Source organism: Streptomyces sp. NPDC002499 (genome assembly GCF_053595415.1).
The window spans coordinates 386,058-409,536 of record NZ_JBSFXO010000003.1; the positions used below are offsets into that span (position 1 = coordinate 386,058).

At 67.1% G+C, this 23,479-nt stretch carries 18 protein-coding genes and 1 pseudogene; 12 read left to right on the forward strand and 7 right to left on the reverse strand.

From position 1 onward, the window contains the following. Nucleotides 1-62: 62 nt before the first annotated feature. Nucleotides 63-455, reverse strand: coding sequence for a hypothetical protein (locus tag ACWD5F_RS09750; protein WP_451252774.1), 393 nt, complete (start codon nucleotides 453-455; stop codon nucleotides 63-65). 174 nt (nucleotides 456-629) lie between these two features. After that, on the reverse strand, nucleotides 630-1,736 hold the full coding sequence (zapE, locus tag ACWD5F_RS09755; protein WP_451252776.1) for a cell division protein ZapE: 1,107 nt from the start codon (nucleotides 1,734-1,736) through the stop codon (nucleotides 630-632). Between the two features lie 37 nt (nucleotides 1,737-1,773). On the opposite strand from zapE, the gene ACWD5F_RS09760 reads away from it, so the two are divergent. The 4 genes from ACWD5F_RS09760 to msrB all read left to right on the forward strand — a co-directional run bounded on the left by ACWD5F_RS09760 (nucleotide 1,774) and on the right by msrB (nucleotide 5,333). After that, on the forward strand, nucleotides 1,774-2,715 hold the full coding sequence (locus tag ACWD5F_RS09760; protein WP_451252778.1) for a pyrimidine reductase family protein: 942 nt from the start codon (nucleotides 1,774-1,776) through the stop codon (nucleotides 2,713-2,715). A gap of 134 nt (nucleotides 2,716-2,849) precedes the next feature. Continuing rightward, on the forward strand, nucleotides 2,850-3,323 hold the full coding sequence (locus tag ACWD5F_RS09765; protein ID WP_123997036.1) for an indole-3-glycerol phosphate synthase: 474 nt from the start codon (nucleotides 2,850-2,852) through the stop codon (nucleotides 3,321-3,323). 200 nt (nucleotides 3,324-3,523) lie between these two features. Next, a complete protein-coding gene (gene murC / locus ACWD5F_RS09770; RefSeq protein ID WP_451252780.1) occupies nucleotides 3,524-4,912 on the forward strand; it encodes a UDP-N-acetylmuramate--L-alanine ligase in 1,389 nt (462 codons plus the stop codon). A 13-nt stretch (nucleotides 4,913-4,925) separates the two neighbouring features. Further along, on the forward strand, nucleotides 4,926-5,333 hold the full coding sequence (gene msrB / locus ACWD5F_RS09775; RefSeq protein ID WP_451252782.1) for a peptide-methionine (R)-S-oxide reductase MsrB: 408 nt from the start codon (nucleotides 4,926-4,928) through the stop codon (nucleotides 5,331-5,333). A 161-nt stretch (nucleotides 5,334-5,494) separates the two neighbouring features. Here the strand turns inward: msrB and ACWD5F_RS09780 are convergent, their stop codons facing one another. After that, nucleotides 5,495-5,701 carry a hypothetical protein gene (locus tag ACWD5F_RS09780; RefSeq protein WP_451252784.1) on the reverse strand — a complete coding sequence of 69 codons (207 nt, stop codon included), beginning with the start codon at nucleotides 5,699-5,701 and terminating at the stop codon, nucleotides 5,495-5,497. A gap of 123 nt (nucleotides 5,702-5,824) precedes the next feature. On the opposite strand from ACWD5F_RS09780, the gene ACWD5F_RS09785 reads away from it, so the two are divergent. From ACWD5F_RS09785 to ACWD5F_RS09795, 3 genes are read left to right on the forward strand one after another with little or no spacing between them, the layout of a single operon-like run. Then, a complete protein-coding gene (locus ACWD5F_RS09785; protein WP_451252786.1) occupies nucleotides 5,825-6,235 on the forward strand; it encodes a hypothetical protein in 411 nt (136 codons plus the stop codon). A 36-nt stretch (nucleotides 6,236-6,271) separates the two neighbouring features. Next, nucleotides 6,272-6,613 carry a PadR family transcriptional regulator gene (locus ACWD5F_RS09790; protein ID WP_451252788.1) on the forward strand — a complete coding sequence of 114 codons (342 nt, stop codon included), beginning with the start codon at nucleotides 6,272-6,274 and terminating at the stop codon, nucleotides 6,611-6,613. Further along, the gene (locus ACWD5F_RS09795) at nucleotides 6,614-7,060 is read left to right on the forward strand and encodes a hypothetical protein (protein ID WP_451252789.1); all 447 of its coding nucleotides are present in this window, start codon (nucleotides 6,614-6,616) and stop codon (nucleotides 7,058-7,060) included. Nucleotides 7,061-7,231: 171 nt separating this feature from the next. Here the strand turns inward: ACWD5F_RS09795 and ACWD5F_RS09800 are convergent, their stop codons facing one another. Beyond that, nucleotides 7,232-7,666 (reverse strand): hypothetical protein, encoded by a 435-nt coding sequence (locus ACWD5F_RS09800; protein ID WP_451252791.1) that lies wholly within the window; start codon nucleotides 7,664-7,666, stop codon nucleotides 7,232-7,234. 343 nt (nucleotides 7,667-8,009) lie between these two features. On the opposite strand from ACWD5F_RS09800, the pseudogene ACWD5F_RS09805 reads away from it, so the two are divergent. Beyond that, nucleotides 8,010-9,188: pseudogene (locus tag ACWD5F_RS09805) on the forward strand (IS110 family transposase). Nucleotides 9,189-9,194: 6 nt separating this feature from the next. On the opposite strand, the gene ACWD5F_RS09810 reads toward ACWD5F_RS09805, so the two are convergent. Beyond that, nucleotides 9,195-9,452, reverse strand: a complete 258-nt coding sequence (locus ACWD5F_RS09810) for a transposase (protein ID WP_451252793.1) — start codon at nucleotides 9,450-9,452, stop codon at nucleotides 9,195-9,197. A gap of 458 nt (nucleotides 9,453-9,910) precedes the next feature. Between ACWD5F_RS09810 and ACWD5F_RS09815 the strand changes: the two genes are divergently transcribed. From ACWD5F_RS09815 to ACWD5F_RS09830, 4 genes are all read left to right on the forward strand, one after another. Next, the gene (locus ACWD5F_RS09815) at nucleotides 9,911-13,573 is read left to right on the forward strand and encodes a helicase-related protein (RefSeq protein WP_451252795.1); all 3,663 of its coding nucleotides are present in this window, start codon (nucleotides 9,911-9,913) and stop codon (nucleotides 13,571-13,573) included. Beyond that, a complete protein-coding gene (locus ACWD5F_RS09820) occupies nucleotides 13,573-15,477 on the forward strand; it encodes a hypothetical protein (RefSeq protein ID WP_451252797.1) in 1,905 nt (634 codons plus the stop codon). The genes ACWD5F_RS09815 and ACWD5F_RS09820 overlap by 1 nt, the downstream gene beginning before the upstream one ends. 145 nt (nucleotides 15,478-15,622) lie before the next feature. Continuing rightward, a complete protein-coding gene (locus tag ACWD5F_RS09825; RefSeq protein WP_451252798.1) occupies nucleotides 15,623-17,089 on the forward strand; it encodes an esterase/lipase family protein in 1,467 nt (488 codons plus the stop codon). Nucleotides 17,090-17,105: 16 nt separating this feature from the next. Beyond that, entirely contained in the window at nucleotides 17,106-21,317 is a 4,212-nt protein-coding gene (locus tag ACWD5F_RS09830; protein WP_451252800.1) for an nSTAND1 domain-containing NTPase, read from the forward strand. Between the two features lie 43 nt (nucleotides 21,318-21,360). On the opposite strand, the gene ACWD5F_RS09835 is transcribed toward ACWD5F_RS09830, so the two are convergent. Together ACWD5F_RS09835 and ACWD5F_RS09840 are read right to left on the reverse strand one after the other, a co-directional pair. After that, entirely contained in the window at nucleotides 21,361-22,662 is a 1,302-nt protein-coding gene (locus ACWD5F_RS09835) for a restriction endonuclease (RefSeq protein WP_451252801.1), read from the reverse strand. A 106-nt stretch (nucleotides 22,663-22,768) separates the two neighbouring features. Then, the gene (locus tag ACWD5F_RS09840) at nucleotides 22,769-23,449 is read right to left on the reverse strand and encodes a DUF6339 family protein (RefSeq protein ID WP_451252803.1); all 681 of its coding nucleotides are present in this window, start codon (nucleotides 23,447-23,449) and stop codon (nucleotides 22,769-22,771) included. Nucleotides 23,450-23,479: the final 30 nt, after the last annotated feature.

The window sequence follows — 23,479 nt, forward strand, 5'->3', positions numbered from 1 at the left end:
GGTGTCGTTCGGACGGATTCAGCCGCAGACAGATGTGTGTGAGTGGGGGGACTGCTCTGCTGTCAGCAGCGGAAGACCTGAAGTGCCGCTGGGGAGTGGGCTGTCGAGGGTCTCGACGTACGCGGCGTCCGGGGCGGGACCGGGGGGTGCTCGGCCGCCGGGTCCTGGACCAGCAGCGGGCGTTCGGGGTCTTCCGGTGTGACGTCGACCGCGCGGTGGCGGTCGCGGGTGCGCAGGGGACCGGTCGGGTCCTCTGGGTGATCGCAGTGTCGGAACGTGATCGTCTTGTCGCGAAGTGCCTTGCCGGAGAGGTTGATTCCGGGTGGGGCCTTGGCCTCGACCTGACGGACCGTGTGCGCGGATGCGAAGGAAGCGGTGGGCGCGAAGAACTGGAGGGCGAGCAGGACGGCGGCGAGGGCCGCGATGACGGTCCTGGTCGTCGTACCTCGGAACATGCGCCCCCCTCCGGACACTTCACGCCTCTTGTGCAGACCAAAGCCTGGTCAATGGCTGGTCAAGAAACACGGTAACCCTGCGAAGTCGTTTGCAGGGTTAACTTAACGTTTCGAGCTGAAGAGAGCCTGAAATGTGCGGGTGGCTTGGCGTGATCAAGTCGGTTTACGCCGCCGCTAGCGGGCCTCGACCAGCGCCTTGCCGTCGCGGGCCAGCGCGGTGAGCCGGGAGATCGCCCGGAAGTACTTCTTGCGGTAACCGCCGTTCAGCATCTCCTCGCTGAACAGCTGGTCGAAGGGCTGCCCCGAGGCCAGCACCGGGACCTCACGGTCGTAGAGCCGGTCCGCGAGCACGACGAGCCGCAGCGCCGTCGACTGGTCGGGGACGGCCTGGACGTCGGTCAGGCAGACCGCCCTGAGCCCGTCGGTCAGCGCGCCGTACCGGCTCGGGTGGACCTTGGCCAAGTGGGCGAGCAGCTGCGGGAAGTCGTCGAGCGAGGCGCCCTCGGTGGCGTACGCGGCCTTCGTCACCTGCTCGTCCGAGAACGGCGTCGGCGCCGCCGGCAGACCGCGGTGGCGGTAGTCCTCGCCGTCGATGCGCAGGGAGCGGAAGCGGGCGGCCAGGCCCTGGATCTCGCGCAGGAAGTCGACAGAGGCGAAGCGGCCCTCGCCGAGCTTGCCGGGCAGGGTGTTGGAGGTGGCGGCGAGCGCGACGCCCGCGTCCACGAGCCGGCCGAGCAGGGTGGAGACGAGCACCGTGTCGCCGGGGTCGTCGAGCTCGAACTCGTCGATGCACAGCAGCCGGTGGCCGGAGAGGGTCTGCACGGTCTGCTGGAAGCCGAGGGCGCCGACCAGGTTGGTCAGCTCGACGAAGGTGCCGAACGCCTTGAGAGCCGGCTCGGCCGGGGTCGCGTGCCAGAGGGAGGCGAGCAGGTGGGTCTTGCCGACGCCGTAGCCGCCGTCCAGATAGACACCTCGGGGCCCGGCCGGAGTCTTCGGCGCCCTGGCCTTCCCGAACCCGAGGAACCCGCGCTTGCCGCCCCCCACGGAGTGCGCCCCGCCGAGGCCGGCCGCGAAGCCCTCCAGGACCCGTACGGCCTCGGTCTGGCTCGGTTGGTTCGGGTCCGGGATGTACGTGCTGAAGCGGACCGAGTCGAAGCGCGGCGGCGGCACCATCTCGGCGACCAGCCGCTCCGCGGGGACGTGCGGAGCGCGGGCGCACAGGGACAGCGGGGCCGGGGCGGCTATCGGGCTGAGACCGGGAGCGGCAGGGGAGGACGACACGGTTCACCATGGTAGGCGCCGTGCCACACTGCACGACATGCGACGCCTGTTCCCTGTGACGGACGAGACAACGACGAGGGCCTCCGGCGCTGGGGCGGGACGGGGCGAGGGGGTGCCGGGCGCTTCCGAAGGACCCGGTGGTTCTCCCGGAGGGGACCTCGCAGATCGGGAATCCGGCGGGGACCTTGTGGATCCGGAGTCCGGAGGGGGCCTCGTAGGTCCGGAGCCCGGAGGGGGTCTCGGAGATCGCGAATGGACCCTCGCCGAGCTCTCCGCCGCCTACGCCTATCCCGAGGCGCCCGCCGACGGGCCGCCCGTGCCCTACCTGCGGGGCAACATGGTGTCGACGCTCGACGGGGCCGCGCAGCACGGTGGCAAGTCGCAGGGGATCTCCAACGCGGCCGACATGCGGATCTTCGGCACGTTGCGCGCGCTCGCGGACGTCGTGGTGGTCGGTGCGGAAACGGTACGCCAGGAGGGTTACCGGCCCGCACGCGCGCGTGACGACTTCGCGGCGGCGCGGGCGGCGGCCGGACAGGGCCCGGCGCCCGCCATCGCGGTGGTCACCGCGAGCCTGGACCTCGACTTCTCCCTCCCGCTGTTCACCTCGCCCCTGGTGCCGACGCTCGTCCTCACGGGCGCGTCGGCCGCCCCGGACCGGGTCGCCGCCGCCGAGAAGGCCGGCGCCCGCGTGGTGATCGCCGGCGACGGCGTGGGAGTGGACCCCGCCTGTGCCGTACGCGCGCTCGGCGAACTCGGTCACACGCGGTTGCTGACGGAGGGCGGTCCCCGGCTGCTGGGTCAGATGATCGCCGCCGGAGTCCTCGACGAGCTCTGTCTCACGCTGTCGCCGATGCTCACGGCAGGGGACGCCCAACGCATCGCGGGCGGCCCGTCCGTCGCGGTTCCACAACGATTCGCACTGGTGTCCCTGCTGACCGAAGAGGGCTTCCTTTTCGGCCGCTACCAGCGCACTTGAAATTCGTTCAACGGTTTCACCGGTCCCGAAATCAGCGGAATATACCGTTCCGCTTAGCGTTCGGCGGGCACACTGAATCTCGCAAGTCCCCGTGACACCACGGGGCAGGATGGTTTCCGCAGAAGGGGCGCCCGGTGTTCACAAGCGTATTGATGATCGAGAAAGCCCTGACGTCCGCCGACGTGGAGTTCGTCACCTCCCTGCACGGTGACGAGCAGGTCGCCTTCCATGTGCTGCTCCAGCCCCGCGGCGACCAGGCGGACCGCCTGCTGCGGGCCATCGACGACGTCGCGCTCGGCGAGCTGGACGAGGCCGCCCGGGAGAACGAGGTGCCCGAGGGCGAGGCCGCGAAGGACTTCGGCGAGCGGGCCCTGGAGGTGTCGCTGCAGGCGCTGCACGCGGCCGGCAGCGAGGCGGAGGGCCGGATCGTCGAGGACCACCCGCTGGACGCCCTCAGGGCGCTGGTGGAGGAGATCGGCGCGGACGAGGTGCTCGTGCTGACGGACCCGCACTACGTCGAGGAGTTCTTCCACCGGGACTGGGCGTCCAGGGCCCGGCACAAGGTCGGCGTACCGGTGCTGAAGCTGTTCTCGCACAGCAAGGCGTGACGGCGGCTCGGCGCCGGGCATGACGTGGACCTGACCTGGGGACGGCCTCGGGTCTGACGGGGGCGGGACTTGGGACGGCCTCGGGTCTGACGGGTCGGGACATGGGACGGGACTCCGGGCGGACGTCACTGATTGTCAGCGGCACGGCATAGGCTTGGCCGCTGAACGTCAGCCTCAGCAGCACGCACAGGGAGACACGCATGGCACCCGGCCTTCCCACCGCCATGGACCGACCGCACTTCATCGGCATCGGCGGCGCCGGGATGTCCGGGATCGCGAAGATCCTCGCGCAGCGCGGGGCCCAGGTGGCGGGCAGTGACGCGAAGGAGTCGGCGACCGCCGAGGCCCTGCGCGCGCTGGGCGTGACGGTGCACATCGGGCACGCGCGCGAGCACCTCGCCGACGACGCGAGCAGCGTGGTCGTCTCCTCGGCGATCCGCAAGGACAACCCGGAGCTGGCCCGCGCGGCCGAGCTGGGCATCCCGGTGGTGCACCGCTCGGACGCGCTGGCCGCCCTGATGGAGGGCCTGCGCCCGATCGCGGTCGCGGGCACGCACGGCAAGACGACGACGACGTCCATGCTGGCGGTGTCGCTGGGCGAGCTGGGCCTGAACCCGTCGTACGCGATCGGCGGCGACCTCGACGCCCCCGGCTCCAACGCGCTGCACGGCGAGGGCGAGATCTTCGTGGCCGAGGCGGACGAATCGGACCGCAGCTTCCACAAGTACGCCCCCGAGGTCGCGATCGTCCTGAACGTGGAGCTGGACCACCACGCCAACTACGCCTCGATCGACGAGATCTACGAGTCCTTCGAGACCTTCGCGGGACGCATCGTCCCCGGCGGCACCCTGGTGATCTCCGCGGACCACGAGGGCGCGCGCGAGCTGACCCGACGGCTGGCGGGCGCGGTGCGGACGGTGACGTACGGAGAGGCGCCGGACGCCGACGTACGCGTCCTGTCCGTCGTCCCCCAGGGCCTCAAGAGCGAGGTCACCGTCCTCCTGGACGGCGAGGAACTCACCTTCACGGTCTCCGTCCCCGGCCGGCACTACGCGCACAACGCGGTGGCGGCCCTCGCCGCGGGCGCCGCCCTCGGCATCCCGGCCGCCGAACTGGCCCCCGCGCTGGCCGCCTACACGGGCGTGAAGCGCCGCCTCCAGCTGAAGGGCGAGGCGGCCGGCGTCCAGGTCGTCGACTCCTACGCCCACCACCCGACGGAGATGACGGCGGACCTGGAGGCGATGCGGGCGGCGGTCGGAGAAGCCCGCATCCTGGTCGTCTTCCAGCCGCACCTCTTCTCCCGCACCCAGGAGCTCGGCAAGGAGATGGGCGAGTCCCTCTCCCTGGCCGACGCCTCGGTGGTCCTCGACATCTACCCCGCGCGAGAGGACCCGATCCCCGGCGTGACGAGCGAACTGATCATCGAGGCGGCCCGGGCGGCGGGCGCGGACGTGACGCCGGTCCACGACAAGGCGGACGTCCCGGAGGCCGTCGCGGGAATGGCGAAGCCCGGTGATCTCGTTCTCACCATGGGCGCGGGTGACGTGACGGACCTCGGCCCGCTGATCCTGGACCGTCTCGCGAAGTAAGGGGCTGAGCTTCATGTCGTACGACGTCGAAAAGCCGGACGAGGAATGGCGCGCGGAGCTGAACCCGGCGGAGTACGCGGTGCTGCGACAGGCCGCCACGGAACCGGCGTTCACCGGTGAGTACACCGACTCCAAGACCAAGGGCGTCTACTCCTGTCGCGCCTGCGGCGCCGAACTCTTCACCTCCAACGAGAAGTTCGAATCCCACTGCGGCTGGCCGTCGTTCTTCGATGCACGCAATAGCGATGCGGTGGAACTTGTGGCGGACCGGTCGCACGGGATGGTGCGGACGGAGGTGCGGTGTGCTCGGTGCGGGTCGCATCTGGGGCATTTGTTCGAGGGTGAGGGGTACGCGACCCCGACCGATCAGAGGTACTGCATCAACAGCATCTCGCTGAGGTTGACGCCCGACGAGGGCTGAGATGGCTGATCACGCCCCTGAAGGCGCGGGCGGAGTCAATTGCCTTTCAGCGGGTTGTCCGGGGACGGCGGACGGTATCGGCAGGTCGCGGCTTTCAAAGTCCTGGCGCAGGCCGCGCGGACAGCCGAATCCACCGGGCGCACGTAGAAGGGGGCCCGGGGTCAGAGGATGACCTGCCCCCAGAACGGGCTGCTCGACACCACTCCGGCCACGGTCAGCAACCACCAGATCATCGCCAGAGACATGGACAGCTGCAGATGCCGTCCGGCCCTGACCCGCATTCCCGAGCGATCCAGCCGGAAATCCCAGGCCAGCATCACGTCGCCGGGCTCCCGGTTCTCCGTCTCGTCCAGCTCACTGGCTGCCATGGCGCGTCCTTTCTCACGTCGTGCTCCGGACGCTACATGGCCACCTAGGTAGATGTCCACCTAAGTAGAGATAGCTTCTCGCCCTAGGTAGAGATAGCTCTGCAAGCTAGCTAGACTTCGAGAATGATTAGGACCACCTCGCTGGGCTTCGTGAGCATGGCAGTGGTTTTACTGGCAACCGTCTACGCGGTACCCCTCCTATCGCTCGACCGGGGGTGGAGCTTGGTCGTAATGCTCGCCGGCGGCGTGGCGAGCTCGGCCGTAGGCATCTACTTCAGCGCTGCGGATTCGCGTGACGCGCGTACGTGCGTGCGCCAGCACCGCAACGAGACGACGCGCGGCGTGCGGATGTCGCTGATCAACATCCTGTTGCCGCGAGCAGAAAAGTGGCGGACTGAAGCGATGATGGAGGAGCGAAACAGTCTCCGTCTGCAGCGGAAGCGTCTTCCCTGGGGGCATCACCTCCGCCTCTTCCGCAGCGCATGTCGGATCCTGTGGGACGCGAAGGTTCAGCCACGGCGCCAGGTCGACTGACATCCACAACCCCAACGAGAGGAGGCAGAGAGAGCTATGAGCGGAATCCGCATGACCCTGCAGACACAGCTGGTACTGAAGGAAATGCTCCTGAACCCCACACAAGCCCACTACGGCCTGACGCTCGGCCAGGCAGTGGGGCTCCAGAGCGGAACCATCCACCCCATCCTGGCGCGACTGGAACGCGCGGGGATCATCACGAGCTTCTGGGAGAAGCCGGAAGAGCACGAAGCGGCAGTGCCGCCGAGGCCGCGCCGACGGTACTACCAGTTCACCAACGATGGTGCAGAGCACGCCCGGACCGAACTGGCTGAAGCATACGAACGTCAGCACAAGCCCAGCGGCCGCACCGCAGGCAGGCCAGTCACCGACTCCTGAATGGACCAATCCAATATGGATACGGGCTCGACCGGGTTTGTGGCAGGTCTGGCGGCTGTAGTCGGAGCAGCTATAGCTGTGGTGGCCTATATCTCAATCAGAGCGCAATTGCCATCAGGATGGGGCCAATCGGGTAAGTCTCGTCTGTCCAGCTCTATGACGCTGTTGTCCCGCCTGTTCGACGTGGTCTTTCCCCTTTTGCGTGACCTGCAGGTCAGCAAGCTACGCAACCACCGTGAGACGCGAGTGGGCTTGAAGCTGAGGCTGATCTCTGTCGTACTGCCTTCGGGGGAGCGGGAGCGGTACATCGAGCAGTGGATGGACGAGCGGAACGCCATCCGGCGCGGAGAGTTCCCCAAGAAACGCTTTCACGGTCTGCGCCTTCTGTCCGGGGCTGTAATCCAGTCGTACGAGTCCCGCGTCGACGCCCGCCGCAGCGTCGACTGAAGTTGCAGCGCACCCGTGTCCCGGGAAATCAGGGCTCCCGCCACGGCGGGGGCCCTTTTGCCACGGTTGGCGTGGCAGCATCACGCGGGCCAGCCCCACCATCAAAGGGGAAAGAAGCTCCGCCGTTCCTATCGCCAACATCAGCCCCTGTTCAAGCGGGCGGTGTACGCGCTAGAGGAACAACAGGATCAACCACATGATTGCCGCCAGGGCCGGTAGTGCGTAGACGATGATCGGCATGGAACTGAGGCCGGGTGCACGGCTCGCTGCGCGCGTCTCTCGGTACTCCGGTAGCCGAATCTCGATCCGACGCTGTACGGCCTTGCTGTACTGGAAGTGCCGATGACCGACGTAGATCCACGACAATGTCAATACGATCCCGAAACCAGCGATGACTCGGGCTGCCGTCAAACTCGTATGACTATTGGGCCCGCCTCCCGCGCTCGCAGACAACACGGTGGCGTAGGCCACGACCTGGAGTGATTGTGCGAGCAGGAAGAGGTATCCGCGCTGGAAGAGCATTCCGTCTTCATGCACGCCGTGTTGCCACAACCGATCGTCCTGCGCGCGGCGTACCGCTGTCGGCTCCTCCCCAGGCGGCTCCATGGAGTGGATATGCCCTCTGAAAACGGAAGTATCCGAGCCGTATGCCGCATCCGTCCAGGACTACGCGTGCCCCCGAGCAGCGTGGTTGAGACGTCATACATCTCCTAGAGCCTGTCCTACCGTTCTAGCGCGGGCCCACGCCGGTCATTCGTAGGATCCGTGAGCCCGAGGACTCCGGGTATGGCTGTCAGCTTGACGCCGGTCGATGGCTGAAATGACTTGGCCGCCCGGAGCCCGTGACGGTCACAACCACTCATTGGGATAAGCGATTTGATCGCTGTGTAGGACAACGTCGGCAAGGCCGTCCGCGGGATCACAGAACGAACAGCTGACGGAGGGGGCCATGTTCACGATCTGGGCTGGGGTCGATATAGGCAAGGAACATCACCGTTGCGTGGCACTCGACGCCCGTGGTGAACGGAAGATGTCACGCCCCGTCGGCAACGACGAACCCGAGCTGCTGGACCTCATCCGTGAGGTGCTCGCTCTCGCCGATCCGGGCGAATAGCTGTGGGCGATGGACACCAACCACGACTGCGCCGCCCTGCTCATCGGGGCCCTGCTCAAACAGGGACAGCCGATGACCTACCTCACCGGCCTGGCCGTCCACCGCGGTCAGAGCAAGACCGAGGCCAAGGACGCCCACGTCATCGCCGACCAGGCCCGCATGCGCCAGGACCTTGGACTGCTCCGTCCCGGTGACGAGGTCGCCGTCGACCTGCGTATTCTCACCGGCCGCCGCCTCGATCTCGTCAACGACCGTACCCGGCAGATCAACCGGCTGCGCGAACAACTCCTTGAGATCTCCCCGGCCTTGGAACGTGCCCTGACTCGCAAGGGCCGAGGGCTCGTCGTCATGCTGACCGGCTACCAGACGCCGGGCGCGATCCGTCGCATCGGAGTCCGCCGCCTCGGGTCCTGGCTGAAGAACCGAGGCGTCAAGAACGCCTCCTCGCTCGCGGAGGCCGCTGTCGCAGCGGCAGAAGCTCAGTACATCGCCCTGCCTGGAGAGAAGCTGGCCGCCGCGATGGCGGTCCGGATCGCCAAGGGCGTTCTTGACCTGGACGCAGAGATCGCCGAACTCGATGCGCTCATCGAGGCCCGCTTTCACGACCACCCACACGCCAAGGTGATCGAATCCCTGCCTGACGTGGGGCCCCGCCTCGGGGCCGAGTTCATCGCGGCCACCGGTGGAGACCTTGCAGCCTTCGGAACCTCGGACCGGCTGGCAGGCTTCGCCGGCCTGGCCCCCGTCCCGCGCGATTCCGGCTGTGTCCGCGGCAACCTGCACCGGCCCCGCCGCTACCCCCGCGGCCTGCTGCGGGCCTGTTACCTCGCTGCGATGGCCAGCATCCGTTGCTGTCCCGTCTCTGAGCACTACTACCAGCGCAAACGCAACTAGGGGAAGAGCCACATCCAGGCTGTACTGGCCCTGGCCCGCCGACGTCTCAACGTCGTCTGGGTCATGATCCGCGACAACACCTCCTACGAATTCCGTTCCCCAATCCCAGCCGCGGCTTGACGACTGCTATTGGGAAGTCGTTTGAGTCTTGGTTTGGAGAGGCCCGTACGGCCGCTTGCCCGCACAAATATTGGAGAGGTGGACGAAGCCGAAGCGAGTGGTCAGGCACGGAGGGATGTGGTCCGCGCGGCGCATCCACTTCCACAGTGTCATCGCATGCACTCCGAAGTCGGCGGCCACCTGCTCCACCGTCACGCCCGGGCTGCGGTTCCTCGCGACCCGCACGACGTCCTCGCGGAACTCTTCGGGATAAGGCTTGGGCACAGCGACATCCTTTTCACCCGCCCCACAGAGCAAGCCAGTTCAGATGTCACCCGATCGTGCAGCAGACCCCAAGGCGCGGAACGCATGGTGCACACCGCGGACGCGGCGGCGGATGGCCACGCTCGTCGCGCGCTGGTTGGCCGGGGCTGTGCTGAGGGCGATGGCCAGCTACCTGTGGGGGTGGTGGGCCAGCCGGTGAGCAGAGGGGGGCAGTGGGGCGTCACCGTCAGAAACGACGGTCGCTGCCTGCTCTGGTCGCAGACACCTGGGACAGTCCTTTCGATCCCTGATCTGTTGGGACACGAAAGGGGTTGCCCGAAGGTCCGCTGCCCATCTCCACGCATGATCAACTCGGCCAACTACTGAGCATGGTCGGGTCAATTTCGATCAACATCGGCCAGCCGCTTGAGACTTCGTGAGGTGTCCACCGATGCTGATGAGGTTCGAAGAAGCAGAAGATGTCCGACCTTGGCGCCGTGCCGGGGCGGCTTCTGACTCGCGGACCTTGGAGATTCCGTGGACATTCATGTCCTACGGGCTGGTTCGGCATGCTTGCCGAACCCTGCCCCTGCGCCCTGCCTCGCCCCGTCCTGCGCCGACGGACACCTGCGGTTCGTGTCGACCGGCGTCCTCCGCCCCGTCGCCACGACCGGGAGGGCCCGATGAGCGCATCGCCTTTCGAGCCGACCGTCCCTCAACAGACGGCGATCGTCGACTACCTCGTCAACGCCGTCGTACGCGATGCGACCGGCGTATCGGACGGTGACGTCTGCTTGGGCGAACCCCCGAGCGCCCGTTACTACATGGCGAGCCTCGCGCCGAATTCTGGGCCCGGTGGCGCCGTGTCGAGCTACGGCCGCACCGCTCCGGACAGCCTCGGCTTCGAGTTCGAGGCCGAGAACGGCAGCGAGATCTCAGTCAAGGCCAGTGCCTCCTTCTACTATGCCGTGCTGCCGACGCGTGACCAGCAGCTGCAGTGGGCCGGCGAGCGTACGGAGCCATACCGGCTAGCGCCTGTGTTCCGGTGTCTCGAAGTGATGGTCGGGCCCGTCGACGTCGTCCTCGGACAGACAGGCCTGCGTCAGACGAAGACCCTGGAGACGGAGTTCCGGCGAGCCTTCGACGAGGCCGTACGCCAGGCGTTCCGGGATCCTCGCATCGACCGCCGTCAGGGACACGACCGCCGGGAGCGCATGGTCCCGCCCGCCGCGATGGCGGACGAATCGGCCTTCGAGAAGTGGCTGGCCCGGGAGGCGGTCGGCGAGCCCGTGCGTCCGTCTCCTGATGCCCATGTCGTGATCACATCGCGCCCGGTGGCGTCAAGCCGGCTTCGGGTGACCGTGACCCTGCAGAACCTCGCGACCGACCCGATGATCACCGTTCAGGGGCGCGGCGGCAACTCCGGACGAACCCGCCGGGACGAAGCCAGGGATCACACCCTCTTCCGCGTGGGACTCGAAGTCGAAGGCGACCGTCTGCTCCCCATCGAGATGGACCTCGGCGCCGATGCGTATCGCTACTCCGGTGAACTGGGCGCGTATGCCAACAACTGCGGAGTCGAACCACGTTGGCATGATGGGCGACTCGTAGGCATCAGCAGTGTGCCGGTTCCGGTGCACGACACACACCGCGCCGTGGCGCGTACCGACGAACGATGGGCGTACGAGGCTCTCGCCGCGGATCCGCTCCCCGCCCTCGACGAGCTCGCCGACACCATGGAGGCGTACCTGTCGGATCCGGTGTGGAGCACCGCCGATCTCCAAGGCGAGCCGGCGCTGGCCCGCCAGAAGGAGGCCGACAGGGAAGCCTCTGCGCTGGAGGTGGCGCGCTTCCGCGACGGCATCGCCTGGCTGAGGCGTGACGAGCGACTGCTGTTCGCCTTCCGACTGGCCAACGAGTCCATGGTGGAGCTCGGCAGCCGTCGTACGAAGCCGATCCGAGGGTGGCGCCTGTTCCAGTTGGTGGCCATCGTCAGCCAGCTCGGGGCTCTGGCATGGCGTGAGCACCCGGAGGAGGAGTTCACGCCGGGGCTCTGGGGCGACGAACACAACGCGGATCCCACCGAGGCGGCGACCGTCGTCTGGTATCCGACGGGTGGAGGCAAGACCGAGGCGTATCTGGGACTGGTCGTGGTGTGCATGTTCTACGACCGGCTCCGAGGCAAGAAGGAGGGCGTCTCGGCTTGGTGTCGTTTCCCCTTGCGTCTACTGACCCTTCAGCAGACGCAGCGACAGCTCGATGTGGTCGCCGCGGCCGACACCGTGCGTCGGCGCAACACAGACCGGATCAAGGCCATGGGAGGCGTGGACTGGCCCTTCTTCATCGGCTTCTATGCCGGCAGCGGCAACACGCCCAACTCGCTGTTGGCGGACGGGATGCTCGACCGGCTGCGCTCGAGCGAGGAGGCTCGCCACGAGTACCGTCTGGTTCACGTCTGCCCGTACTGCGGTGAGGCGTCCGTCAAGGTTCCACCTCCAGACCCGAAGAAGCTCAGGCTCCTGCACGTATGCGGCAATGAGCAGTGTGGGGAGACCTTGCCGATCATCGTCGTGGATGCGGAGATCTACCGCTATCTCCCCACGGTGGTGGTGGGGACGCTCGACAAGCTCGCCAACATCGGCCTGTCCGACAAGTTCGGCGCACTCTTCGGGGACGTCGACTGCCGCTGCCCGGAGCACGGCTTCGGGCGGGGCGGGAAGTGCAATGAGCGCTACGCGTCGGGTCACTCGAAGACCCCTCCACGGCCCCTGCAGGAATCTCTCTACGACCCGTCCCCGTCCTTGGAGATCATTGACGAACTCCACATGGTCAACGAGGAATTGGGGGCTTTCTCCGGGCACTACGAAGGCCTGCTCGCCGAGGTCCAGCGAACCCTTTCGGCCCGGCAGCGCTCCGATGGTCGAGGCGTGCGTATGAAGGTGGTGGCGACCACCGCGACCATTCGCGGCGAGGACCGCCAAAGCGAGCACCTCTTCGGGCTTCCGTCGGTGGTGGTGCCCCTGCCGGGGCCCAGCCTGGACGAGAGTTTCTACTGGAAGCTGGACCGAGACCGACCCATGCGCCGCTTCGTCGGGGTCATGCCGACCCGCGGCACGGCCGAGATGACGCTGGTCAGGATGCTCACGTCCGCGCATCGTGCGCTGTGGAAGCTCGTTCTGCGTCAGGACCTGCCCGACGAGTTCGCCGGCTGGCCGGAGGACGAGCTCACGGCGACCGTGGACCTCTACCGTACGAGTCTGACGTACGTGACCTCGCTCGTCGACTTCGGGAAGATCCGCCGCTCACTGGACACCCAGGTCAACGAGACCCTGCGCCGGTACGGCTTCCCCGATCTCCAGGTGGCCGAGCTCAAGAGCGAGAACAACCGAGGCCTCGACGGGGTGCGCGGCGTTCTAGAGGACCTGAGCACCACCGATGGGGATACGGGCATGGTCGTGGCCACCAGCATGGCCAGTCACGGCGTCGATGTGGACCGGCTGAATCTCATGCTGTTCAACGGCATGCCCCGCTCGATGGCCGAGTACATCCAGGCGTCGTCCCGAGTCGGCCGCGCCTATCACGGCCTGGTGTTCATGCTGTTCAACCCGGTACGGGAGCGCGACCGATCGCACTACCGCTACCACGGCAAGTTCCACGAGTACCTGGACCGCATGGTGGAGCCGGTCGCGATCAACCGATGGAGCCGTTTCGCGGTACGTCGCACCCTGCCCGGCATCCTCATGGGCCACGTCCTGCAGATCGCCAATCACGATTGGTGGCGGGAGGGCAAGGCCCCCGGGCATCTGCACGACCTGTCCAAGATGCAGGCGGCTCTGCGTGATCCGGCGGCCGGGGGCTTGTCCACGGTTCGACTCACTCAGTTGTTGGAGACGATGCACGCCGTCTTCCAGTCCGCGCGTCCCGAAGGAGAGGAACTCCGGACAGATCTGGAGGACCTGGTGGAGCACGCGATCACCAGCCTCCGATCTGCGGGTGCCTCCGCCGGTCTCGCGGGCGGCAACAACCGTGGTTACCGCGCCACCGGTGACTACCTGGGCCTGGAATACCGGCCCATGACGAGCCTCCGAGACGTCTCCGAGGGCATTCCCTTCCACATCGTTTCCGACGGTCGGAGGTCCTGATGGGTGCGTTCAATCCCAGGGAACACGACATGGCCCGCGACCGCGGCCAGGTCCTCTACCGCTTCCGCCCGGGGCAGACCTTCGACCACCGCGGCGGATACACCGCCCAGGTGATGCAATACGGGCGAGACGACGAGTTCGACGGCCCTTCACTCGACCGCGACCAATTGGTTCAGGCGGCGATGCGGTTCGTCGGCAGCTGGCGAGCAGCAGGCCGTGCGCTCGCCGCTGGCGCCGACCGAGCCCCTGAGTTTCCCGGAGACGAGGACCGCCTGGCTTCGCGTCACTACGAAGTCGTCGTTCCGGGCAAGGTGTTCTGCCGAGTCTGGCCGCGGGTCGTACGCTGCTCGAGCTCCGGCTGCGGACACGTCTGGGCGGCCGGCGATCCGCGCCCCGGGACCGATCAGTGGCCGCCGTCCTGTCCCAGCTGCGGCAACGGGGTGGGCAATCGTCAACTCCAGTTCGTCTTCGCGCATCGGTGCGGGGAGATCTCGCCGATGTATCCGCCGCAGAAGTGCCCCAGGGGGCATACGAAGTTCAGGCTCGACGACCGCCCGAGCCGGTTCCGCGACTTCCGCTGGGAGTGCATGACCTGCGGCTTCCCTCTCGCTGTACAGAGGAGTTGCGGCAACACCTCGTGCAGCTACCCGGACAAGCTCATGAGCCCTCTGCTGCACACGGCCGGAACTGCGCACGTCGGTCAGGGTCTCACCCTCGTCAACGTCACCACGACCGAGGAAGCGGCCCGACAGAGCAACCCGAACTACACCGTGGCGGTGCTGGCCCGGTGGCTCGGAGAGATCACCGAGGGCGAGTTCCGACGCCTCACCGACGGACATACGGTCGATGTCCCCGACGAGGTGATCGCCAGTGTCCGGGCCATGGAACAGGCGGGCCTCGTCGACCAGGCGAGGGCGCTGCGGGCGAGGTTCATGCCGGTCGAAGTGGACCGCCTGCGTGAGCAGGTCGGCAAGGCCCTCGGCCTCGACGTCGACGGTGACGACGTCCGCGTACTCGCAGCGGATCTGTACACCTATCAACGGGTGCGTAACCTGGAACGCCTCGACATTCAGCGCCTGGCCAAGGAAGCCCGTACCCCGGCACGCCGATCGCTGTACGAGCGTTTTCCCGAGGTTCTCTCCCAGGCCGGCTTCGACGGTGATCAGACTTGCCTGGTGACCGAATTGCCCATCACTTACCTCGCCATCGGCTACAGCCGTACCGGCTTCAGCCCCGATGAGGCGGACCTCGTTCCGTACCGCGGCCGGGCCGTCAGGGGCGCTCCGGAGAAGACCTTGCTCTACGCACACCCCACGCAGGCGGAGGCGCTGCTGTTCCCCGTGGACAGGGCGAGGGTCACCCGCTGGCTGGTGCGCAACGACCTTGTCGATCGGAGCGACTTGGTCGAGGCCGGGGGCGTCGCCCAATGGTTGGTGCACCAGCTAGGCCGGAGTGGCGGCAAGGCGCTCTCGCACGAAGCACCCCCGGGCCAGGAGCATCCCGACTACGCGGTGCACGAACTCTTCGGGCTGTTGCATTCGCTGTCCCACCAGTTGCTGCGGGCTCTCGCGGTCGACAGCGGGTACAGCGAGATGAGCCTGTCCGAGTACCTCTTCCCACACGATCTGGCCTTCGCCATCTATCCCAACGGAGGGAGCGACTTCACCCTCGGCGCCCTGCGCACCGTACTCGAACAGAACCTAGACGCAGTAGTGACCAGGGCGGTCGACAACGACTCCTGTCTGTACGACCCCAACTGCATGCTCACCAACAAGGGTGCGGACCACGGCTGTCTGCAACTCCCGGAAACGGCATGCCAGCACTGGAATCGCAACCTGTCGCGCTGGCACCTCTACGGTACGCCGGACGGTATGAAGATCGGTTATTGGGATCCGACGCTCTAGCGGAGAGCCGCCCCGGCCCGACTTCCCATCATGTGACTCGGCGTGCAGCGGCGGTTGGGGCTTGTACCGCCGTTCGACTCGCTCGGCCTTGGCGCGCTGGATATCGTTTCCAGATGTAGCCGACCGGGGGAAGGGAAAAGAACAAATGGCGGGGGCACAACGACGACCGTGGGCACCGCTGCCGTCCACGACTGCCGACATCACCAGGGACGCCGTCATTGTCATCCCCGGGATCATGGGCAGTGCGTTGGAAGACGCCGCGACCGGCGAGCCCCTCTGGGGACTGAGAGTCAACCTGCTCGCGCGCGCCTGGAGTCGCCGCGACGCACTCCTACCCCTGCATCTGACCCCCGATGAGCGCACCGAGAAGTACGGGCGCGTGAGGGCGACCGGACTGTTGAAGGTCCCCACCTGGGCGCCGTTCCTACAGGGTCTCGAACCGTACGGTGATCTGGTCGATGCGGTGAGAAAGACCGTTGCGGACCCTGTGGCCATCCTGGAATTCCCGTACGACTGGCGACTGCCCGTGACCGTCAACGGTGCGCGGCTCGCCGCGGCGGCCCGCTCCCACCTCGATGCCTGGCGCACTCATGCCATGGCCGATGGTGGCGACGGTCCCGCGCGTCTCGTCTTCGTCGCCCATTCAATGGGCGGCCTCGTCACCCGTGCCGCCCTCGCGGATTCGAGCGCGGACCTGATGTCGGACACGCGTGCAGTGATCACCCTGGGTACTCCCTTCCATGGCTCCGTCAAGGCGGCCGCCATCCTCAACGGAAGCCGCCACGATCCCCTGCCCACCTTGCCCCGATCCCGCATGGCCGCCCTGGCGGCGACTCTGCCCGGTGTGCACGACTTGCTGCCCGGCTTCCGTTGTGTCGACGCAGGTCTGGAGGTCCATCGGCTGACCCCGCGCGACGTGGGAGGACTCGGCGGTGACGAAGAACTCGCCGAACAGGCAGAGGAGTTCCGGCAGCGCATACGGATGGCCGGTCCACAGACTTTGCCAGGGCATCGGGCCGTCGTCGGTATCGCTCAACCCACCATGCAGAGCCTGCGATTGGAGGGCGGGATCGTCCACACGCAGTACGTCGGTTTCCGCCCGGATACCGACGGTGGTCTGCGTCGCACCCCCGACGGCATCCCCGAGCGTCATGACCGCGCGGGCGACGGCACGGTCCAGCGGGATGCGGCTTCCTTGGGCGGCGCAGGTGTCACCTACCTGCCCTTGCAGCATGGAGCCCTGGCCAAGGACAGCGTGGCACTGCGTTACGTACAGGCGGTCCTCACGGAACCCGACGAAGAGTTGGGCCTCCCATTGGGAGCTGGCGAGATCGGCGTCGTCGTACCGGACTCGGTCGAGGTGGGGGAGACCTGGATCTTGCATGTGACCGGAGTCGACTCGCCGGCGCGCATCCAGTGCAGCATCCACGACGCCGAGAACGACCGCCGACTCGACACCCCCCGCCTGAGATGGATGGACGGCGAGATCGGAGCCCCCGTGACGCTGACTTCCCCCGGGCTGTACCGGGTCCGGGTGAATACCGGCGGCAATTCCCCCGTGACGCAGCTGCTTCTGGCGGCCGCGCCCGACACCTCGGACTTGGACGGGTGAGGGAACGGTCGCCGCCATGTCGATGGATTCCGAGGACTTGCGTCCCCTTCAGTACTTCCCGGTCGCCATCGGCCGGTACGACCACCATGACCCGCTCGACACGGCGGTGGAAGTCGAGAGCGTGGCCGAACTCCTGGCTCCGTTCGGTGCCGAGGCCCACCCGTGGGAGGTGCCCGACGAAGACCGGGGCGCCGACGCGGTCGAGGAACGCCTGAACCACTGGGCCGCGCCGACCAGCCCCGCCGACACATTTCTGTACTGGCTCGGTCACGGGGAGAGCGACGGCCAGTCGGCGCGATTGGCCCACTCCCGTAGTCCTCGCCCGCTCACGACCGGGGGCATGTCCCCCGAGAGGATCGTCGAGTACCTCACGTCTCGCCAGGGCCACCGGCTGGCGGACGGGACATGGGCGATCGTCGTCATCGATGCGTGCCGGTCCGCCAGGTTCGTTCAGCTGATGAGCGCCGAAGCCCATGCCGATGCCGCCGGTGGCCCGCGCAACGTCCTGATGGTGGCGACCTCGGAGGAAGGCATCGCCAACCTGGGCCGGTTCCGTAAGGCTCTGGATACCGCCCTCACGGTCAACTTTCCCGCCGAGAACACCATCAGCCTATGGGCCCTTGCCGCCGAGCTCAGCCGGAACCTGCCCGGTTGCCCGGTCATCCCGCACGGCATCGAGCCCACCGCTGCGCTGGAGCGCAGGATTCCAACCTTGGCCGGCGCTATCACAGCTCCGCTGGACGTCCTCGCCGACATCGAAGCGGTACTCGCCGGCTTCACCGACGACGAGCGTCGCCACTTCATTCCCAAGGCGAGTGGTGCCGAATTCGGGGAACAGGCTTGGTACTTCGAGGGGCGGGCAGCCGAGCGCGATCAGCTTCTGAACTGGCTCGACAGCGCCCGTGGTGGCCTCGCCGTCGTCACCGGTGCGTCCGGCTCCGGTAAATCCGCGCTCTTGGGCCACGTCTTGGTGCATACGAGGCCGCAACTGAGCAGCCTGCTGGCACGCGCGGGGCAACTCGACCCCTTGCCTTCCGATGCACCGTGCCCGCGCGACCCCTTCGACGCCGTCCTTCATCTGACGGGTGCTGCACCGCAAGACGTGGTGTCCCGGATCGCGCAGGCCGCAGGGCTCCCCACGCCTCCCAGGGACCCGTCACCGACCGTCCAGACGGACTGGCTGCACACGCAGATGCAGAAACGGGGTAAACCCTTCACTCTGCTCGCCGACGGCCTCGACGAAGGTCACCTCCCTCAGGTCAGCGCCCAGCGCGTCCTGCGCAGGCTCGCGAAACTCCCTCAGGTGCGCGTCATCGTCGGCACCCGGCGCTCCACCAAGGAGGGCCCAGACTTCCCCCGGCCCGTTGACGAGGACCTACTCGACGCCCTGGGTGAGGCCGACCTGCTGATCGATGTGCCCCGAGACGGGGACGCCGTGACTCGCTACGTGCGCCGCCGCCTGACCGATGCGGTGTCCGCCCGGCCCGAGGCGGCCTCATCGAATCGCATCGATCAGATCGCCACCGCCATCGGTGAACGCGACCGGGAGTTCCTCTACGCCCGTCTGGCCGTCCACGAGATCTTGCAGAACCCGACCCTGCTCACCGGGGGCGACCAGCACGAGCTGAACGCTCTACTCGACAGCGACCACCGTCGGCTGTTCGCCCGCGCAGTCGACCGTTTGACCGCCGGCGCCGCGGTGAACGGCCCTCTCCTCGTAGCGCTCGCGCTGGCCCAAGGACACGGGCTGCCGCTGCGCGACGGCATCTGGGCGTCCACGGCGACTGCGATCGCCGACGGTCTCACCGTCACGGACGAACACATCGACACCCTGACCCGGACTGCGGCTCCGTACCTCATGCTCGATACGGAGTCCGGACAGAGCGTCTATCGCCTCGCTCACCGCACGTTCGCAGAGCACTTCCGTGTTCCGTCCCTACCGGACCCGCGCCACCACCTCATTTCCACCCGCCTCACAGCGGACGTCGACTCCCGGCTTCCCGAGCGCGAACTCAACCCCTACATCTCCCAGTACCTGCCCGCGCACGCGGCGCTCGGCGGCGCCTGGGAGGACCTCGCATGTCATCCCCGAGTTCTGGACCGTCTCGATCCCACAGCCGTCACGACCAACGTCATGCTCCACACGTTCGGGCGCTCCACCCTGCCGCCCGCCATCGCCGGAGTACTCGGGGCACAACACATGCTCGCCACCGCGGCACCCGGTGATCGCCGAGGCATCCGCGAACTGGCGAGCGTCCGCTACACGGATCACTCCGAGCCGGCCCTTCCCCGACCGGAGGCGCACGATCCGGTACCCGCCTGGACGGTGAAGTGGGCACGCTTGCCCCGCCACGCCGTGCATCTCGCCCTGACCGGCCACAGCGATGGGGTGGGTGCCGTGGCGACGTTCAGCGGCGGCGACGGCCGTGCCCGGCTGGTCTCCGGCGGCGGCGACGGCATGGTGCGGGTCTGGGACGCGGACAGTGGTACCCAGCTCACCGCTTGGCCCGGTCAGGCGGGATGGGTGGGTGCCGTGGCGGTGTATGCCAGTGGGGACACCGGTGTCCGGTTGGCCACTGGCGGTGACTTCGGCGATGGCGCTGTGCGGATCTGGGATCTCAACGGCGGCGCCGAATTGGCCGTATGGCCTGGCCACACCGGTTCGGTGGGAGCGATCGCGGCGTTCCAAGACGGGGAGGGCCGTGTCCGGCTGGTCTCCGGCGGCGGTGACGGTGTGCTCCGGATCTGGGATCCGGAGAGCGGTAAGGAGATCGCCGAGCTGAACGGTCACACCGGTTCGGTGTGGACGATCGCCGTGTTCACGGTCGAGGGTGACGGCGTTCGCCTGGTCTCCGGCAGCGGTGATGGCACGGCACGTATCTGGGATCCCGATGGCGGCTGTGAACTCGCGGTGCTGACCGGGCATCTCGGATGGGTGTGGGGCGTGACGACGTTCACGGGAGAAGACGACCGCATCTGGGTGGCCACCGGCGGTGACGACGGGCTCGTGCGTATCTGGGCCGCGGACACCGGAGCCGAACTGGCGGCGTGGCTCTGCCATGACGGCGGGGTGTGGGCCGTGGTGGCACTCACCGATCAGGATGGCGATGTGCGGCTGGCCACCGGTGGAAACGACGGGACGGTGCGCATCTGGAATCCGTGGACCCGTGCCGAGCTCGGAACTCTGGCCGGCCATAGCCGTTCGTTGGGGTCGGTTGCGGCGTTCGTCGGCACCGGCGACCGCGCTCGACTGGCCACTGGTGGGACAGACGGGACGGTGCGGATCTGGGATGCGGCCGGCGGCATCGAGCACGTCGCGCAGGCAGATCGGATCGGGGACGCGCAGGCGGTTGCATTGTTCACCGGAGCGGACACCGGTGCCCGGCTGGTCACCGGTGGGGCAGACGGCATGGTGCGAATCTGGGATACGGACGGTGGAACCGAGCTGGCCGCCTGGCACGGCCATGAGGGTGAGATCCATGCCGTGGAGACGTTCACCGCTGGCGACGACGGCGTTCGGATCGTCACCGGTGGTGATGACGGCGTGATACGGATCTGGGATCCGGACGGAGGCGTTGAGCTCTTCGCGTTGAACGGTCACGACGACTCGGTCGGTTCAGTGGCGGCGTTCACAGCCGCCGACGGCCGTCTTCAGCTGGTCACGGGTGGAGCGGATGGCACGGTGCGAATTTGGGATGGCCGAAGAGGTGACCATCTCGCCGCGTGGGGTGGTCATGGCCGCGGCGTGGGTTCGGTGGCAGCGTTCACCGGTACGGACGGTGGTTTGAGGCTGGCCGTCGGTGGAGCCGATGGTGTGGTGCGGATCTGGGACCCGGACCGTGGAACACAGATCGCCACGTTGACCGGCCATGTAGGTGAAGTGGGGGTGGTGGCTGCGTTCATGGATGTCGACGACAGTGTGCGGCTGGCCACCGGTGGGGCCGACGGTACGGTGCGGATCTGGGATGCGGGCAGTGGCACTGAGCTCAACACGCTGACCGGTCATCTCGGCGGGGTGCGGGTGCTGACGGCCTGCACCGGTTCGGATGGCCGTGTCCGATTGATCGCCGGTGACCAAGGTGCCGTACGGATCTGGGATCCAGGCTGCGAGCGTATTGAACTGACTGTTCCTCTCGGAACCCTGGTACGAGACGTGGCGGCCCTCGGTGCGGACGTTTCAATTGCCACCGAGGAAGGGATCGTTCACATCTCACTCACCTCTCGGTGACAGCGTAGGGGACTCGCTTTCGGTCGGGAGCCTCGACTCCGGGCTACTGGAGCAGGATCTCTTCCGGACGTCTGTTGGTGACGGCGGGCTCCCTGCCCTTGAGAACGTGCTCCATGCATGCCGGCAAATCGCCTCCATGGTCGTCGCGAGCCATGCTTCGAAGTTCGTGAACCAGGGTCATACCGTTGATGAGCACGATCGGGTATTGATCTTCGGCAATCTCCATCTGTGCAGGCTCGGAATACGAGCCCGTCGTCACGTAGACACCGATCCAACCTCGGCGGAGTCGGGCAACCACGCGAGCGATGTGCTCGGCTGTGATGAGGGTGTCGGGTTTGACGCACTTGGCCTGCCCGAGCACGACGAGGCTCGTGCCAGCCAAGCCGTTGCCGAGATCGAGCCGGCCGACGAAATCGGCTCCGCCGTCACCGGAACGGCGCGTCAACCAACCCTCGAAGTAGCTGTGGCCGGCTCCGCGCAACACACGGGCGGCCACCGTCGCAGCCAGTGCTTCGAAGTCGTGTTTGCGCCCGTCGAAGTGTTCGTAGACGAGCTCCAGGTCAGCGGCATCCGCACTGTCCGGTCGGGCACGCTGGTCGCGTACTTTGGCGACCTTGGCTCGGGCGACTCGCCGTCGGAGCCTCGGCAGAGCCGAGCTGCCTTGCTTGACCCACTCCCGCCACGCTCGTGGTGCCTTTTCGAGGGCCTGCGCGTGGGACACATTCTTGTCTCGGCGGGCGCAGATCCACTCCCATGCAACCGTGTCGTCCTCAGCGGTCAGGTCAAGGAGAGCGATGTCGTAGACGTAGTTGACGAACGTCGTGTGTTCGCCGCCGCCCCATTGGACCAGTCGCTCTGTGCGCTCGATGATCCCTACGCCGCAGAACTCCACATATCCCTTCACCTGGCCGTTCCGTGGAACGGCGCGAAAGAGGAGAAGAGGAGCTGCAGCTGTGCGCTCCGCGGGGGTCCGGCCTTGATGGCCGGTGAAAGCATCCAAGAGTGCCGAATTTCCGGTGGTAGACCCGGGTGCAACAGTCAGACCTGATTTGTGGTCGCCAAAATAGCGAACGTGCCCGTTATCCAGGTCGAACACGTCGTGCCATGGCGTCTGTTCGGTGCCGGCCTTCCAAGGGCTCGACCGGACGAGGATGGCGGGGCGCCGGGATCCATCAGGCGCATCGACTGCTGCTATCCCGTTGATTCCCGCGGTCAGTAATACCCTCTTTAAACCCGGTGAGTGTGTGACGTGGTGAAAGTTCGGATGGTCGTTGAGAGTTGCCGGCCTCGGGTCCTGGCTGCCCGCGTAGCGATAGACCTGTCCGACTCGCAGCCCGCTGGCCAAAAGTTCACCTTTCCGGATCCGAATCATTTTCCAGTGATCTTCTCGGTCGCGAGATCGTCTCAACCGCCGGTGAGACCGAGTGTTCACGCGGTCTTGCCTCGATCCCTCATTTTGTCAGCGCAGACCGGGCTTCGGACCGAACCTTCCTCACCACGTGCCCCAATTCCGGCTCCGATGCGGAGTCGAGGTCGAGGAACGCAGTAAGCCGGAGCAGCCGCATGAGACTCTGCCGGAATACCTCCCGGGTGGAGACGCTCGCGTCGGCCTTGTCCTCGCGGTGCGCCAGGACGATCGCTCTCACCAGCGCCGGCGACGCGGCGAGGCTGGAGCGTCTGGCCATGACCTGATCGAGGTCGTTCTCACCCAAGACGTCCAGCAGATGGTAGGGATCGTCGGCCATCGGGTCGTGAAGTACATGCGCACGGGTCCACAGACGGGCGAGCGCGTGTCGAGTCAGGTCGGTTCCCTTGAATCGGTCGGCCGGGTAACGGCCGTCCGAGTCCGCCGGCCACCGCCAGGCACACACGTCGGGCAGGAGGACGAGCGAGAGGAACGCCCACACCTGTCGCTGTGAGGCTTCGCCCGGCACCATGAGGCACTGCTCGTGCAGCACTTGCGCCGTTGCCTGATCGAAAAGGCTCCGTTGCACAGTGGATCGTGACGACGGGAAGCCTTGCTCGCGGGCCAGGCGAACAATGCCGTCCCGGAGCTGATCGAGCTCCTCCGGTGAGATCCGGCGCCCTCCTGTTGCCGCGTAGACCGCTCGTCGGGAGTGGTTGGCCACCATGGTCTGGTGCTGGTCCGGAGCCGTGTCGTG